At 61.6% G+C, this 15042-nt stretch carries 12 protein-coding genes; 4 read left to right on the top strand and 8 right to left on the bottom strand.

Translation table 11 applies throughout. From position 1 onward, the window contains the following. The first annotated feature begins 2 nt into the window (after positions 1 to 2). On the top strand, positions 3 to 1349 hold the full coding sequence (gene algB, locus PFZ56_RS06360) for a sigma-54-dependent response regulator transcription factor AlgB (RefSeq protein WP_102881452.1): 1347 nt from the start codon (positions 3 to 5) through the stop codon (positions 1347 to 1349). 10 nt (positions 1350 to 1359) lie between these two features. Beyond that, positions 1360 to 3144, top strand: coding sequence for a KinB sensor domain-containing domain (locus tag PFZ56_RS06355; protein WP_102881451.1), 1785 nt, complete (start codon positions 1360 to 1362; stop codon positions 3142 to 3144). A 4-nt stretch (positions 3145 to 3148) separates the two neighbouring features. Here the strand turns inward: PFZ56_RS06355 and PFZ56_RS06350 are convergent, their stop codons facing one another. The 7 genes from PFZ56_RS06350 to PFZ56_RS06320 all read right to left on the bottom strand — a co-directional run bounded on the left by PFZ56_RS06350 (position 3149) and on the right by PFZ56_RS06320 (position 10587). After that, complete coding sequence (locus tag PFZ56_RS06350) at positions 3149 to 4768, bottom strand: EAL domain-containing protein (RefSeq protein WP_110652544.1); 1620 nt, start codon at positions 4766 to 4768, stop codon at positions 3149 to 3151. Positions 4769 to 4844: 76 nt separating this feature from the next. Further along, a complete protein-coding gene (locus PFZ56_RS06345) occupies positions 4845 to 5624 on the bottom strand; it encodes an N-acetylmuramoyl-L-alanine amidase (protein WP_110594116.1) in 780 nt (259 codons plus the stop codon). Between the two features lie 101 nt (positions 5625 to 5725). Continuing rightward, positions 5726 to 7933 carry a GGDEF domain-containing protein gene (locus PFZ56_RS06340; RefSeq protein ID WP_170001350.1) on the bottom strand — a complete coding sequence of 736 codons (2208 nt, stop codon included), beginning with the start codon at positions 7931 to 7933 and terminating at the stop codon, positions 5726 to 5728. Continuing rightward, entirely contained in the window at positions 7930 to 8808 is an 879-nt protein-coding gene (locus tag PFZ56_RS06335) for an endonuclease/exonuclease/phosphatase family protein (RefSeq protein WP_102862498.1), read from the bottom strand. Before PFZ56_RS06335 ends, PFZ56_RS06340 begins: the two co-directional genes overlap by 4 nt. 11 nt (positions 8809 to 8819) lie before the next feature. Beyond that, positions 8820 to 9449, bottom strand: coding sequence for a thiol:disulfide interchange protein DsbA/DsbL (locus PFZ56_RS06330; RefSeq protein WP_102862497.1), 630 nt, complete (start codon positions 9447 to 9449; stop codon positions 8820 to 8822). A gap of 196 nt (positions 9450 to 9645) precedes the next feature. After that, on the bottom strand, positions 9646 to 10251 hold the full coding sequence (locus PFZ56_RS06325; RefSeq protein ID WP_102862496.1) for a cytochrome c: 606 nt from the start codon (positions 10249 to 10251) through the stop codon (positions 9646 to 9648). A gap of 45 nt (positions 10252 to 10296) precedes the next feature. Continuing rightward, positions 10297 to 10587 carry a cytochrome c5 family protein gene (locus PFZ56_RS06320; protein WP_016963939.1) on the bottom strand — a complete coding sequence of 97 codons (291 nt, stop codon included), beginning with the start codon at positions 10585 to 10587 and terminating at the stop codon, positions 10297 to 10299. Between the two features lie 191 nt (positions 10588 to 10778). Between PFZ56_RS06320 and yihA the strand changes: the two genes are divergently transcribed. Then, positions 10779 to 11420: a ribosome biogenesis GTP-binding protein YihA/YsxC gene (gene yihA / locus PFZ56_RS06315; RefSeq protein ID WP_060836883.1), complete on the top strand. Its 642-nt coding sequence runs from the start codon at positions 10779 to 10781 to the stop codon at positions 11418 to 11420. A gap of 411 nt (positions 11421 to 11831) precedes the next feature. Here the strand turns inward: yihA and polA are convergent, their stop codons facing one another. After that, a complete protein-coding gene (gene polA / locus PFZ56_RS06310; RefSeq protein ID WP_170001351.1) occupies positions 11832 to 14624 on the bottom strand; it encodes a DNA polymerase I in 2793 nt (930 codons plus the stop codon). A 74-nt stretch (positions 14625 to 14698) separates the two neighbouring features. On the opposite strand from polA, the gene PFZ56_RS06305 reads away from it, so the two are divergent. Continuing rightward, on the top strand, positions 14699 to 14986 hold the full coding sequence (locus PFZ56_RS06305) for a DUF2782 domain-containing protein (RefSeq protein WP_102862493.1): 288 nt from the start codon (positions 14699 to 14701) through the stop codon (positions 14984 to 14986). Positions 14987 to 15042 lie beyond the last annotated feature (56 nt).

Below are 15042 nucleotides of genomic sequence, written 5' to 3'. Positions count from 1 at the left end.
AAATGGAGTCAGCGCCGGAGAATCAAGGCCGCATCCTGCTGGTGGATGACGAATCCGCCATCCTCCGCACCTTCCGCTACTGCCTGGAAGACGAGGGCTATACCGTGGCCACCGCCAACAGCGCGGCCCAGGCGGATACGCTGTTGCAACGCCAGGTGTTCGACCTGTGTTTCCTTGACCTGCGCCTGGGGGAAGACAACGGCCTTGATGTGCTGGCCCAGATGCGTACTCAAGCGCCCTGGATGCGGGTGGTGATCGTCACTGCCCACTCCGCCGTGGACACGGCGGTGGACGCAATCCAGGCCGGTGCCGCCGACTACCTGGTCAAACCCTGCAGCCCCGACCAACTGCGCCTGGCTACCGCCAAGCAACTGGAAGTGCGCCAGCTCTCGGCGCGCCTGGAAGCCCTGGAAGGCGAAGTGCGCAAACCCAAGGACGGCCTGGACTCCCACAGTCCGGCGATGAAAGTGGTACTGGAAACCGCCCGCCAGGTGGCCAGCACCGATGCCAATATCCTGATCCTCGGCGAGTCGGGTACCGGCAAGGGCGAACTGGCCCGGGCCATCCACGGCTGGAGCAAACGGGCGAAGAAGTCCTGCGTGACCATCAACTGCCCATCGCTGACCGCCGAGCTGATGGAAAGCGAACTTTTCGGCCACAGCCGCGGCGCTTTTACCGGGGCCAGCGAAAGTACCCTGGGCCGGGTCAACCAGGCCGATGGCGGCACCCTGTTCCTCGACGAGATCGGCGACTTCCCCCTGACCCTGCAGCCCAAGCTGCTGCGTTTTATCCAGGACAAGGAGTACGAGCGCGTCGGCGACCCGGTGACTCGCCGGGCCGACGTGCGCATCCTCGCCGCCACCAACCTCAATCTCGAGGACATGGTGCGCGACGGGCGCTTCCGTGAAGACCTGCTGTACCGCCTGAACGTGATCACCCTGCACTTGCCGCCCTTGCGCGAACGCAGCGAAGACATCCTGACTTTGGCCGACCGCTTTCTTGCACGCTTCGTCAAAGAGTATTCGCGACCGGCCCGAGGCTTCAGCGACGACGCCCGGGAAGCCCTGCTCAATTACCGCTGGCCGGGCAACATCCGCGAACTGCGCAACGTGGTGGAACGGGCAAGCATCATCTGTCCCCAGGAACGGGTTGAAATCAGCCATCTGGGCATGGCCGAACAGCCCACCAACAACGCCCCGCGAATCGGTGCCGCGCTGAGCCTGGACGAACTGGAAAAAGCCCATATCGGCGCCGTCCTGGCCACCAGCGACACCCTGGACCAAGCGGCCAAGACCCTGGGCATCGACGCTTCGACCCTGTACCGCAAGCGCAAACAGTACAACCTGTGAGCATCACCCTATGAAGTTAGCGATGAAACTGCGGACCCGGCTGTTTCTGAGCATCTCGGCCCTGATCACCGTGGCCCTGCTGGGGCTGGTGCTCGGGCTGGTCAGCGTGATGCAGATGGCCAGTACCCAGGAATCGTTGATCCGCAACAACTTCATCACCCTGGATCTGGGGCTCAAGCTGCGCCAGACCCTGGGTGATCAGTTGATCATCATGCTCAGCAACAAGCCCGACTCCGCAGCCCTGGAAGCCTCGCGGCAGCACTACCTGGACCTCCTCGACCAGGGCATCGCCCACGAACAGCAGAACCCGTCCGTGGGTGGTTTCAAGCAGGCCCGCAGCGACTACCTGAGCTTCTACCAGGCCTTCGAACACAGCAACACTGCCGCGAGCCTGAACAACAACGAGGCGCTGACCGAGCGTTTCAATACCTTGCGCAACGGCCTGATCAACGAACACAAGCGGGCCCTGGACAACATCAGCCAGGTGGAACGCCAGGCCCGGGACCGTGCCTTGCTGGTAGCCGGCTTGCTGGGCCTGGTCGGCCTGGCAGTGCTGATCATCGGCTTCATCACCGCCCACGCCATTGCCCGGCGCTTTGGCGGACCGATCGAAGCCCTGGCCAAGGCCGCGGACAAGATCGGCCAAGGCAATTTCGACGTCACCCTGCCGATCTCGGCCGCCGCGGAAATGAACCTGCTGACCCGCCGCTTCGGCATCATGGCCGAAGCCCTGCGCCAGCATCAGGCCACCAATGTCGACGAACTGCTGGCCGGCCAGCAGCGCTTGCAGGCGGTGCTCGACAGCATCGACGACGGCTTGTTGATGATCGACCGCCAAGGCCGCCTGGAGCACCTCAACCCCGTGGCCCAACGGCAGTTGGGCTGGGACCAGGAGCGCCTCGGCCAGGGCCTGGGCAGCGCCCTGCAACGCCCGGAGCTGGATGAACAGCTGCAGCTGGTTCTGCGTGGCGGCAACCTGGAGCGGGCCCCGGAAGACCTGGATATCGAGGTCGATGGCGAATCGCGCCTGCTGACCTACAGCCTGACCCCGGTGAGCCACACCCAGGGCCATATTCTCGGCGCGGTGATGGTGCTTCATGACGTCACCGAACAGCGGGCATTCGAGCGGGTGCGCAGCGAGTTCGTATTGCGCGCCTCCCACGAACTGCGAACCCCGGTCACCGGCATGCACATGGCCTTCGGCCTGCTTCAGGAACGCCTGCACTTTGCCGAAGAGTCCCGGGAAACCGACCTGCTCAATACAGTCAACGAAGAAATGCAGCGGCTGATGCAACTGATCAACGACCTGCTGAATTTTTCCCGCTATCAGAATGGCCTGCAGAAACTCACTCTCGCGCCCTGTCCCCTGGAAGAGTTGCTGGAGCAGGCCCAGGGCCGCTTCAACGAACAGGCGCAGCGGCAGGACATCAGCCTGCTGCTGGAGATCCAGGCGCCACTGCCGCGCCTGCACGCCGACCGTCCGCAACTGGAACGGGTCCTGGACAATCTGATCGACAACGCCCTGCGCCATACCGCCAGTGGCGGCCAGATCCGCCTGCAGGCCAGGCGCCATGGCGAACGGGTGATTGTCAGCGTCGAGGACAATGGCGAGGGCATCGCTTACGGTCAGCAGGGTCGGATCTTCGAACCCTTCGTTCAGGTCGGACGCAAGAAAGGCGGCGCCGGGCTCGGACTGGCCCTGTGCAAGGAAATCGTCCAGCTCCACGGTGGACGCATGGGCGTCTACTCAAGGCCGGGGCAGGGCACCCAGTTCTATCTGGCCCTGCCGCTCTAGGGCTTCAGGCTTCATCATCCAGGCGCCGGGGCACCAGACGCCGGCCTCGGGTAATCAGCTCGGTAAACTGCAAGGCACTCAGGGCATGGGCGAACAGCCAACCCTGACCGAAGCTCACCCCCTCGCTGCTGAGCAGCGAAGCCTGGTCCTCGAATTCGATGCCCTCAGCGATCACCGTGAGATTCAAGGCGTGGGCCATGCGAATGATGTGGGGCGCCACGCCACTGCTGGCAGCATCGTGACCCAGGGCGTCGATAAAGGCCTTGTCGATCTTCAGGCAATCCACTGGCAGGCTTTGCAGATAGGCCAGGCTGCAGTAGCCGGTGCCGAAGTCATCGATCAGCACCTGATGCCCGACATCCCGCAAGGCCTGCAGGTTGTTGCGCGCCACCACCACGTCGATCAGGCCACGCTCGGTGACCTCGAAGGCGATCTGTCGCGCCGCCACCTTGTGCAAGGCCAGAAGCCGCGCCATGACCTGACCGATGCGCGGCACCATGACATCACAGGCCGCCAGGTTGACCGAGATATACAGCTGGGGATTGGCTCGCAATACGTGCCCCAGTTGCTCCAGCAGACGCTGCAGGACGAAGTCGGTGATCTGGCGGATCTGCCCGGTGTTTTCCGCCAGCGGAATGAACAGATCGGGACTGGTCAGGGTGCCGTCCGGACGCCGCCAGCGCAGTAACGCTTCGGCCCCTACACAGAGCCTGCTGTTGAGGTCGAAGATCGGCTGGTACAGCACCTGCAGCTCACCGCGTCGCAGCGCCCCTTGCAGCTCTGCTCCCAACGACTGGCGCTGCCGCGCCAACTGATACACCAGCCCGCCGATAAACAGCGCCAGCAACAGACTGAACGGTAACAACCACCACCAGCCATCGAGTACTTCCGCCTGCAGGCTGGCCCGGGGCGTGATCAGCACCAACTGGTACTCGGGATTCTGGGTCGGCATGCGATAGATCAGCAGGTCCGGGGTGACCTGCAGCGGCCCCTCGCGACTGGCGCGCCAGGGCTCCACCGGCGGCCAGGAACGGGCCTGACCCAGTACCGGAATCGCCCGGGAGCCATGCTCGACCACCACCATCAGGCTGCCACCGGCCGGCAAGTCCACCACATCGGTCAAGTGCCCACGGGAGGTGGCCACGCGAAAATTGCCCCGCCCCAGCATCAGAGCAGCGAGGTTTTCATTGGGTTGGGTCGAGGTGTTGAGCCAGTAGCTGTAGGTCGGCCCGCGGATATCCGGAGCCCTGGGCGAGGGCAGGAGATTCTGCCGCGGCCAGTTTGAGCACGTCTGGGTGGCATCCATGTAGGCCGCTTCATAAATGAAGCGATAGCTGTAGCTGACCTGCTGCAGGGCTGCGATCAGCTCGGCGTTGCACTCGCGCAGCGGCTGGGCCTCCAGCACATCCAGGCCTTCACGCAGTTGCCCGAACAGTTGCTCCAGACGCTCCAGAAAACGCTGGCCCTGGGCGTTCATCTGTTGGCTTTCTCGCTGCTGGACCTGATGCATGGCCACTCCGGCACTGCCCAGCAACAACACCGCCGCGCTCAGCACAGCCGCCAGCGTCGCCAGCAACCAGGGGCGATGGAACCAGGTACGCAGGGTCTGGCGAGCAACCGGCATCATGAAAGATCCGAAGGATTACCAATGAGTTATAGCAACTGATTGAGCAATCGGCCCGAACCGTCCGGCGGCGTCATTATTTTGTCTGGTTGAGCACCTGCAGGATGGCTGCGCTTTCGGCGTCCGGGGTGCCGTCGAATCGGCCCGGGCGATAGTGCATCTGGAAAGCCGCCAGCACGTGGCGGGTGGCCACATCCAGTTCGCCAGTCTGCGGCGTGGCATAGCCCAGGACCGCCAACTGTTGCTGGAACCAGCTGATGCTCGGCAGGTTAGCGGCAAAAAATGCCTGCTGGCGGGCCACTGCCTGAGCGTTTGGCCACAGGCCGAGTCCGGCGTCAGCCAGGCGCTTCCAGGGGAACAGCGGGCCCGGATCGAGCTTGCGCGATGGCGCGATGTCGCTGTGGCCAATGATGTGACGCGGGGAGATGTTGTTGCGCTTGCTGATGTCCTTGAGCAGCACGATCAGGTTCTGGATCTGCGCTTCGCTGTAGGGATACCAGAGCCGTCCGTTGGGGCCATCACGAAAGCCCGGGTTGACGATTTCAATGCCGATGGAGCTGGAGTTGAGCCAGGTCCGGCCCTGCCACTGGCTCTCGCCGGCGTGCCAGGCGCGGTATTGCTCGTCCACCAGTTTGTAGATCGTGGCGGACTTGTCGTCGCCGATCAGGTAATGACTGCTGACCTGACCGTGGGTCAGCAGGGCCAGGGAGCGTTCCAGGGATGCCGAGGTGTAATGAACGATGATGAACTGGGCGCGCTGGTCGTAATTGACCGAAGGGTGGCTGGTGTCAATACGCGGACCGCTGGCACAACCGGCGAGGACCAGGAGCGAAAAAGCAAGAGCAAGAAGTTTCATGGCAAAGGGCAGTACGCTGAAGAAAAGAATGCAACAGTGTAACGTACTGCTCCCAACGCCATGGGCAAAACCGAGGTTTCAGACAGGAATCGGCAAGCGTCTCAGCCTGCCTCTACCCGGTTGCGACCCGCATCCTTGGCCCGGTACAACGCCTGATCGGCTCTTTTGATCACCAGATCGCTGCGATCACCGGACTTGAAGGCACTCAGTCCGACGGACACGGTAATGGTCACTGGCTCGCCCTTGAAGTGGAACGGACACGCCTCGACCGCCGCTCGCAGCGCTTCCACTATCCGCGCGCCCGCTGGCAACGAGGTATTGGGCATCAGCAGGACAAACTCCTCGCCGCCGAAACGCGCGATAAAGTCGCTGCCACGCAGGCGCTTGCGCAACACATTGGCGATGATCTTCAACACCTTGTCACCGGCCAGATGACCGTAGTTGTCGTTGATCCGCTTGAAGTGATCGAGGTCGAGCATGGCCAGCAGCAGGCTGTTGCCATGTTGCCGCCATTGACCGACCTCGTGCTCCAGACGCTCGGTCCAGGCGGCGCGGTTGGGCAACCCGGTCAGCGGATCGATCAGAGCCTTTTGCCGCTGTTCCTCCAGGTGCTCACGGTAGCCCTGGGCCTCCTGCTCCATGCTCGAAACCCGCTCTGCCAGGCTTTGCAGACGGGCCGCCACTTCCTTCTCACGCTCATCGCGCTGCTTCTGGTGGTGATCCATGGTGCCCAGCAGGCCTTCCAGATGGCTTTCCAGTACCTGCTTGAGGTCATCCAGGTCTGCCGCCTCCTGCACGCTGCTCTGCAGGCCATCGACCTGCTCACGGATCTGGGTGTCCATGGCCCGTGCCGCCGAGCTGCTGTCGGCGTGGCCATCACTGGCCGCCTGCAGATTGCTCTGGAAAGCCTCGAGGCGCTCGTTGAGCTGTTTGAGGTACGTCTCGAACTCATGCTGGCCCGAATCGGTGATTGCCAGCATCAGCACCGCCAGATCATCGAGGATTGGCAGCAACTCGTACCAGTTCAGGCCATGTTGCAGACGATCACGCATGGCTTCGGCCTGAGGCCGATGACGTTCCGGCAGACTCAGGTCATCGAGCAGTCCCAGCAGGGTGTGTTCGATATGCTTGGCCACCGAGCTGTAGGAGGGCTCAGGAGAGTCCGGCAGGGCGTAGAGCACATCGTGCTCGGATTGCTCTGGATCGATGGCCGCCAAGGCCTCGGCCATGACCGGCGGCAAGGGCAGGCTGTCGAGCAGCACTGCCGGGGAAACCGCGGGAAGCGGTAACAGCTCATCGGGGTTGAGCGGACCGGGCTCGCTCTGAGGTACGGCGGCTACTTCTACCGGCGGCTGCAGAGGCGCTACCGGTAAAGCATCGACGGCGACAGAGGCCAGAGGCGCGACCTCGGCTGCAGCCGGAGCCGGAGCTTCGATCGCGACCTGGGGCGCTGGCTCAAGGGGTGCTTCCTGTGCCAGGACTGGTGGCACGAATGCCACCACCGACGACGGGGGCGGTACGCTGGCCGTTTCGGGCTCAATCTTGGCAGGGGCCTCGGAAACGGGCTGCGCAGCGGGTGTTGCCTCGGGCTTGGCCGGTGTCACGGCGACAGGTGCCGGAGGGACCTCAGCGACTTCCGGCAAATCCGTGGCCGGGGTCTGATAATGCTCGCGAACCACTTCGTCCGCTTCGCCAGCCTCTTCAACCTGGGGACGAGCGTCCACCGCAGGGACAGGAGCAGGCGCCGCTGGCGTAACCGCCTCAGCCTGGGGAGCATCGGCGGCGTCACGGGCACCGAACAGGCGCTGCAGCAGACTCGGGCGATCTGGTTCGGCGGGAGTTTCCAGCTGGCTCAGGGCCTTGCCCTGAAGATTGCTCAGCTCCCCCAGCAGCAAGGGGATCTCTCGCGCCTGACTGACCCGGCCATCCAGTTGCTTGGCGAAGGCCTTCAACGGGCGGCTGACTTCCCGGGGCAGGGGCAGGGACTGCAATTGGGTAACCAGGGCGGTCAAGGCACTGCTCATCTGGTTGACCCGGGTTTCACGCCGCTGCTCGGAGTCCAGCACGGCTTTTTCCAGACGGGGCAGCAGCGCTGCAAGCCCGGCATCCATGTCGTCGGTGCGCACAACCTCGCGCATCTCCTTCATGCACTGGTCGACCGCACGATCGGTACCCTCCGCCGCCAGGGTGCTACGCACCAGGCCACGACGTAGCAAGTCCAGTCGAGCGGCCCATCGGCGCTCAAGCTTTTCCTGCTGCTCGATACTTTTGAGGTATTTCTCTTTCCAGCGTTGGGCGTCGTCGCTCATTCATCGGTTCCGCGAGGTGCAGGACTCAACGCGGGCAATGCATCGGCCGTGAGCGAACCCGGCAGACGAATCTCTACCGCGACCGGCAGGTGATCGGATATGGGTTGGGCCAGGACTTCGACTCGCTCCAGGGTCAGGCTGGGGCTGAGGAGGATATGGTCCAGGCAGCGTTGCGGACGCCAGCTGGGGAAGGTCGCCTGCAGTTGCGGCGCCAACAGGCTGAGGTCACGTAAAGGGGAGTGCTCCAGCAGATCGCTGGCGTGGGTGTTCATGTCTCCCATCAGCACTTGATGCTTGTAGCCACCAATCAACTCGCGGATGTACGCCAGTTGCCGGGTTCGAGCCCGGGCGCCGAGCGCCAGGTGCATCATCACCACCACCAGCGCCTCGGGGCCTTCGCCAAATCGCACAAGGATCGCGCCGCGCCCCTTGGGGCCGGGCAGTGGATGGTCTTCGATGGCCCAGGGGCGCAAGCGACTGAGCACACCGTTGCTGTGCTGAGCCAAGCGTCCCAGGTTGCGATTGAGCTGTTGGTACCAGTAAGGGAAGGCACCCAGTTGGGCCAGGTGCTCCACCTGATTGACGTAGCCTGAACGCAGGCTGCCACCATCGACTTCCTGCAGGGCTACCAGATCGAAGTCCCCCAGCAGATTGCCGATCTTCTGCAGGTTGTCCGCACGTCCGTTATGGGGCAACAGGTGCTGCCAGCCACGGGTCAGGTAATGGCGATAACGCTCGGTGCTGATACCGACCTGAATATTGAAACTGAGCAAACGCAGGCGACTGTCCGCCGGCAGCCCGGTCGACGCCAAATGGTGCTCGTTTACCTGCGGATCATGCAGGCCAACGATGCGTTCAGAGCCCCAGCGCGGCATGGCGGCGGCGCTTACTTGGCTGCGCGCTCTTTGGCAATCAACTGGTCGGCGACGCTCAGCGCACCTTCAGGACCACCGGCGGAGCCCAGGTCGAAACGGTACTTGCCGTTGACCACCATGGTCGGTACGCCAGTGATCTGGTAGGCCTGAGCCTTCTTCTTGGCGTCTTCGACCTTGCCTTTGACGGCGAAGGAGTTGTAGGTGCTCAGGAACTTGTCCTTGTCGACGCCTTCGGCTACCAGGAATTCGGCCATCTCCTCTGGAGTGGCGAGTTTCTTGCCGCTATGGATGGCTTCGAACACGGCCTTGTGAACCTTGTGCTCGACGCCCATGGCTTCCAGGGTGATGAACAGTTGGCCATGAACGTTCCAGATACCGCCGAACATCGCCGGGATACGCACAAAGTTGACATCGCTAGGGAGTTTTTCAACCCAGGGATTGATGGTCGGCTCAAAGGCGTAGCAGTGCGGGCAGCCATACCAGAACAGCTCTACCACCTCGATCTTGCCAGGCACGGCAACCGGAACGGCGCTGCTCAACTCGACATATGTTTTACCGGCTTCAAGCGGCTCGGCGGCTTGAGCGGTCACGCCAAACAGGCTGGCGGTGACGAGAGCGGCGCTGAGAATCAGATTACGCATGCTTTACTCCTGGACAATTTTGGCGCCTCGCGCGACCTGAATTCAGACAGATCATGGCGGGCTTGAGTTCGCTAGTGTAGCGGCAGACGCCATAAAAAAGGGCGGCCTGAGCCACCCTTTATGCTTGCACCGTCAGATTAATCGATCATTAACGTTGCCGCGGCTCAACACCCTCGGCAACTTGATCGAGCAGGCCTTAGTGCAGGCCCTGAATATAGCTGGACACCGCCTCGATGTCTTTGTTGCTCAACTTGGCGGCGATACTGCGCATGACCATGGTATCGCCGTCATTGGTGCGGTTGCCTTCGCGGAAGTCGGTCAGCTGCTTGGCCACATATTGTGCGTGCTGCCCACCCAGGTGAGGGAAGCCGGCCGCTGCGTTACCAGCGCCATTTGGCGCATGGCAGCCGGTGCAGGCAGGCATGCCTTGATCCAGCTTGCCGCCCCGGAAGAGTTCTTCACCACGGGCCACGACTTTAGGATCGGCGGCGCCGACGCTGCCTTTCTGGCTGGCGAAATAGGCGGCGATGTCAGCCAGGTCCTGATCGTTCAGATTGGTCAGCATACCGGTCATTTCCAGCACTTGCCGCTTGCCGGACTTGATGTCGTGCAGCTGCTTCTCCAGGTACTTTTCCCCCTGACCCGCCAGCTTGGGAAAGTTTGGCGCCATGCTGTTCCCATCAGGGCCGTGGCAAGCGCCACATACTGCGGTTTTCGCCTGACCGGCAGCAGCGTCGCCTGCGGCATGGGCGACACCTGTGATGCCCAAGGTCAACAGCAGACTCACGAGTAATTTGTTCATCAGCTAATCCAACTACGGCTAAGGGTTAAGAGTTATGGACCGGAATCACTCGCTCATCCAATGGATGATGGCTCGGTAATCCTCGGCACTGCAGTCCATGCACAAACCACGCGGCGGCATCGCCTTGAAACCCTGGGTCACGTGTTGCACCAGCGTCTCCATACCTTGCGCCAACCTCGGCGCCCAAGCTTCCTGGTCGCCCTTGCGGGGCGCCGTGGGTAGTTGGCCGGAATGACAAGCCCCACAAACACGGTTGTACACAGCTTCCGGATCCTGTGTAGCCTGAGCGCTGTAAAGCGGCATCAAGACACCGGCAGCTAGCAGCCATTTCGTCATAAAACGACCTTTTCAGGGTTGAGAGCGTGCTGCGTTCTAATGCGCATTCAAGGTTTATCGCTCTCGTGAACTTCATCCTACGCTGGGACAAAGCGCACACAAAATCTGCGGCATTATATACTGGCGTTACTGAAACGGAAACGACACCGCTCGCCGCGTCCACTCTCGGCATCGCCCCTATCGGAAATCCCATGCAACTCAAGAACCCCATCCTCGGTCTGTGCCAACAGGCTACGTTCATGCTCAGCGCCGCCAAAGTCGATCAATGTCCTGACGATGACGGCTTTGAAGTGGCCTTTGCCGGGCGCTCCAACGCCGGTAAATCCAGCGCCCTGAACACCCTGACCCACGCCAGCCTGGCACGCACCTCGAAAACCCCGGGTCGCACGCAGTTGTTGAACTTCTTCAAACTAGACGACGATCGCCGTCTGGTCGACCTGCCGGGCTATGGTTACGCCAAAGTACCGATCCCGCTGAAGCAGCACTGGCAGCGCCACTTGGAAGCTTACCTGGGCAGCCGCGAGAGCCTTAAGGGCTTGATCCTGATGATGGATATCCGTCATCCCATGACCGACTTCGACCTGTTGATGCTGGACTGGGCGGTCGCCAGCGGCATGCCGATGCACATCCTGCTGACCAAGGCCGACAAACTGACCTATGGCGCAGCCAAGAACACCCTGCTCAAGGTGCAGTCGCAGATCCGCAAGGGCTGGGGCGAAGCGGTCACCATCCAACTGTTCTCGGCCCCCAAGCGCATGGGCCTGGAAGAGGCCTACACCGTGCTGGCAGGCTGGATGGAACTGGCCGACAAAGGCGCCGAAACCGAGGCCTGAGAAAGAGTTTCAAATTGTCTGCGCGGTGATCAGACAAGGTAAAAAGCGGCGGGAAAGCGGAGTTTAGGGGCCTAAATGAGCATTTCCCGCCGCTTTTTAACGCAGCATGGTCGCCGCGCAGGCAATTTTCAGGCAAAAAAAACCCCGGACTTCGTATGGGGAGGGGGAAGTTCGGGGTTCAAGTTCTAGACCGCTAGGGCGGGGTCCAGATATCTGCCAACACTTAACACAACATAGGAGCATCGAAGGGCTTCACCAGCCATTCAGTAACTCTGAGTGAGCTTTCACCGATTTAGTTCCGGCGGATTGCAAAAACTATTGGCAATAAACGATGAAATTTTCCGTGCTAATAGCCCCTGGCCAGCTTTTGCCGCGACACTATGCCGCGGCAAAAACCGCTTAAAAGAGCCCTTAGTGGGCCTCATCCCAGTTATTTCCCACGCCGACTTCAACCAATAACGGCACATCCAGAGTTGCGGCACCGCTCATGTAGCCGCGAATCTCATCACGTACTTGATCCACCAGGTCCTCACGCACCTCCAGCACCAGTTCGTCGTGTACTTGCAGAATGACCCGGGCATCCAGCCCCGAGGACTCCAGCCAGTTGTCCACCGCCACCATGGCCTTCTTGATGATATCCGCCGCCGTGCCCTGCATCGGCGCGTTGATCGCGGTGCGCTCGGCCCCGGCACGCTCCTGCGGCTTGTTGGAGTTGATCTCCGGCAGGTACAGCCGGCGACCGAAGATAGTCTCTACGTACCCTTGGTCCGCCGCCTGGGCACGGGTACGGTCCATATACTCGCGAACCCCCGGATAGCGGGCGAAATAGGTATCGATGTAGGCCTTGGCCTGCTTGGTATCGACGCCGATATCCTTGCCCAGCTTCTGCGCGCCCATGCCATAGATCAAACCAAAGTTGATGGCCTTGGCACTGCGACGCTGATCGGACGTAACGTCCTTGAGCTCCACCTTGAACACTTCGGCAGCCGTAGCGGTGTGCACATCCAGGTTGTTGCGGAAGGCATTGAGCAGGCCTTCGTCCCGGGACAAGTGCGCCATGATCCGCAACTCGATCTGCGAATAGTCCGCCGCCAGCAGCTTATAGCCGGCCGGGGCGATAAAGGCCTGGCGAATACGCCGACCTTCCGCGGTGCGCACCGGAATGTTCTGCAGGTTCGGATCACTGGAGGACAGACGCCCGGTAGACGCCACAGCCTGATGATAGGAAGTGTGGATACGCCCCGTGCGCGGGTTGATCTGCTCAGGCAGGCGATCGGTGTAGGTGCTTTTCAGCTTGCTCATGGAGCGGTACTGCATCAACACCCGGGGCAGCGGATAGTCGTCTTCGGCGAGCTTGGCCAACACCTCTTCAGCCGTAGAAGGCTGGCCCTTGGCGGTCTTCTTCAGCACCGGCAGGCCGAGTTTGTCGTAGAGAATCGTCCCCAGTTGCTTGGGCGAGCCCAGGTTGAACTCCTCACCCGCGATCTCGAAAGCCTCGCGCTCAAGGGCAACCATCTTGTCCCCCAGCTCGATGCTCTGAATCCCCAGCAGCTTGTCGTCCACCAGAGCGCCCTGACGCTCGATACGCGCCAGGACCGGCACCAGCGGCATCTCGATATCGGTCAATACGCTGGCCAGGCTCGGAATGGCTGTCAGCTTCTCGAACAGCACCTGGTGCAGACGCAAAGTCACATCGGCATCTTCAGCAGCATACGGCCCCGCCTGCTCAAGGGGGATCTGATCGAAAGTCAGCTGTTTGGCGCCCTTGCCGGCGATGTCCTGGAAGCTCACGGTGCTGTGGTCCAGGTACTTCTGCGCCAGGCTGTCCATGTCATGGCGAGTGGCGGTGGAGTTGAGCACGTAGGATTCGAGCATGGTGTCGAAGGCAATGCCGCGCACGTTGATGCCGTTGGCCTGATCGCCACCTATGGCGCAATTGGCCAGGATGTTCATGTCGAACTTGGCGTGCTGACCGACCTTGAGCAGCTTGGGATCTTCCAGCAACGGCTTCAAAGCCAGCAGCACAGTGTCGCGATCCAGCTGCTCCGGAACGCCCATATAGGAGTGGGTCAACGGAACGTAGGCCGCTTCCCCGGCCTTGACCGAGAAGGACAGCCCCACCAGTTGCGCCTGTTGTGCATCGATACCGGTGGTCTCGGTATCGAACGCAATCAGCTTGGCGTTTTTCAGCTTCTCCAGCCAGACCGCAAAACGCTCCTGGTCGAGGATGGTTTCGTACTGCAACTCAAGTGGCGCCTGCTCCGCCGCTGCCGGTTGCTCTGCCACCGCCTCAGGCGCATCGGCAGAGCTGAGCTCGACGCGCTTGGCGTCACGCTGCAAATCATCGAGCCAGCTCTTGAATTCCAGCAGGCTGTAGAGCTCCGCCAGTTTCTCGCGGTCGGGCTCGCGCAAGTGCAGGTCATCCAGCCCCACATCCAGGGCCACATCCACCTTGATGGTCGCCAACTGATAGGAGAGAAAGGCCATCTCCTTGTGCTCTTCCAGCTTGGCCGGCAAGGTCTTGGCGCCGCGAATCGGCAGGGTCGGCACGATATCAAGCTGCTCGTAGAGCTCCTTCAGGCCGCCATTGACCCCGACCAGCAAACCGGAAGCCGTCTTCGGACCAATACCCGGTACGCCCGGAATGTTGTCGGAAGAATCGCCCATCAGTGCCAGGTAATCGATGATCTGCTCGGGAGCGACGCCGAATTTCTCCTTCACGCCTTCCACATCCATGCTGCTACCGGACATGGTGTTGACCAAGGTAATGTGCCCGTCGACCAACTGGGCCATGTCCTTGTCACCGGTGGAAATCACCACCGGGCGATCCGCCGCCGCGCTGCTGCGGGCCAGGGTGCCGATCACGTCATCGGCCTCGACCCCTTCCACGCACAGCAGCGGGAAGCCCAGGGCGATCACGCTGGCGTGCAGCGGCTCGATCTGCACCCGCATGTCATCGGGCATGCTCGGGCGGTTGGCCTTGTATTCGGCGTACATGTCATCGCGGAAGGTCCCGCCCTTGGCATCGAACACCACCGCGAACGGGCTGTCCGGGTACTGCTTGCGCAGGCTCTTGAGCATGTTCAGCACGCCCTTGACCGCGCCGGTAGGCAGGCCTTTGGAGGTGGTCAGAGGTGGCAACGCGTGAAACGCGCGGTACAGATATGAAGAACCGTCCACCAGGACGAGGGGGGCTTGGCTCATGAGCAGGATCAACCTTTTCGGCGGGTCCGGCGCTAGAATAGCGGGACCGTTGACGACAAAGGGACAAGGTTATCATGCGCACACTAAATCGCTTGCTGCTGGCCGGCTTGATTGCAATCGCTCCAATGGCCGTGATCGCCGCAGAAGATGCGCCGTCAGCGGACCCGGAAGTGACCATTCGCACGGAAGGCGACAAGACCATCCAGGAATACCGGCAAAATGGCTTTCTGTACGCCATCAAAGTCACGCCCAAGGGCGGTAAACCCTACTTCCTGGTGCGCGCTGATGGCTCCGACGGCAACTTCATCCGTTCGGATCAGCCGGATATGCTGATCCCTTCGTGGAAAATCTTTGAGTGGTAAACCACTCCGACTTCAACTCATTGGCGCTGGCTCGATAGCGGCGCCCGTACTGGCAG

This window comes from Pseudomonas danubii, from assembly GCF_042980055.1.
Lineage (GTDB): Bacteria > Pseudomonadota > Gammaproteobacteria > Pseudomonadales > Pseudomonadaceae > Aquipseudomonas > Aquipseudomonas danubii.
Note: the sequence above shows the minus strand (reverse complement) of the source record. Positions and strands in the feature narration are given on the sequence as shown.

Excerpts from the sequence above, each read along its gene's own strand:
- algB (WP_102881452.1), top strand. The coding sequence starts at position 3 with ATGGAGTCAGCGCCGGAGAATCAAGGCCGCATCCTGCTGGTGGATGAC.
- PFZ56_RS06355 (WP_102881451.1), top strand. The coding sequence starts at position 1,360 with ATGAAGTTAGCGATGAAACTGCGGACCCGGCTGTTTCTGAGCATCTCG.
- PFZ56_RS06350 (WP_110652544.1), bottom strand. The coding sequence starts at position 4,768 with ATGCCGGTTGCTCGCCAGACCCTGCGTACCTGGTTCCATCGCCCCTGG.
- PFZ56_RS06345 (WP_110594116.1), bottom strand. The coding sequence starts at position 5,624 with ATGAAACTTCTTGCTCTTGCTTTTTCGCTCCTGGTCCTCGCCGGTTGT.
- PFZ56_RS06340 (WP_170001350.1), bottom strand. The coding sequence starts at position 7,933 with ATGAGCGACGACGCCCAACGCTGGAAAGAGAAATACCTCAAAAGTATC.
- PFZ56_RS06335 (WP_102862498.1), bottom strand. The coding sequence starts at position 8,808 with ATGCCGCGCTGGGGCTCTGAACGCATCGTTGGCCTGCATGATCCGCAG.
- PFZ56_RS06330 (WP_102862497.1), bottom strand. The coding sequence starts at position 9,449 with ATGCGTAATCTGATTCTCAGCGCCGCTCTCGTCACCGCCAGCCTGTTT.
- PFZ56_RS06325 (WP_102862496.1), bottom strand. The coding sequence starts at position 10,251 with ATGAACAAATTACTCGTGAGTCTGCTGTTGACCTTGGGCATCACAGGT.
- PFZ56_RS06320 (WP_016963939.1), bottom strand. The coding sequence starts at position 10,587 with ATGACGAAATGGCTGCTAGCTGCCGGTGTCTTGATGCCGCTTTACAGC.
- yihA (WP_060836883.1), top strand. The coding sequence starts at position 10,779 with ATGCAACTCAAGAACCCCATCCTCGGTCTGTGCCAACAGGCTACGTTC.
- polA (WP_170001351.1), bottom strand. The coding sequence starts at position 14,624 with ATGAGCCAAGCCCCCCTCGTCCTGGTGGACGGTTCTTCATATCTGTAC.
- PFZ56_RS06305 (WP_102862493.1), top strand. The coding sequence starts at position 14,699 with ATGCGCACACTAAATCGCTTGCTGCTGGCCGGCTTGATTGCAATCGCT.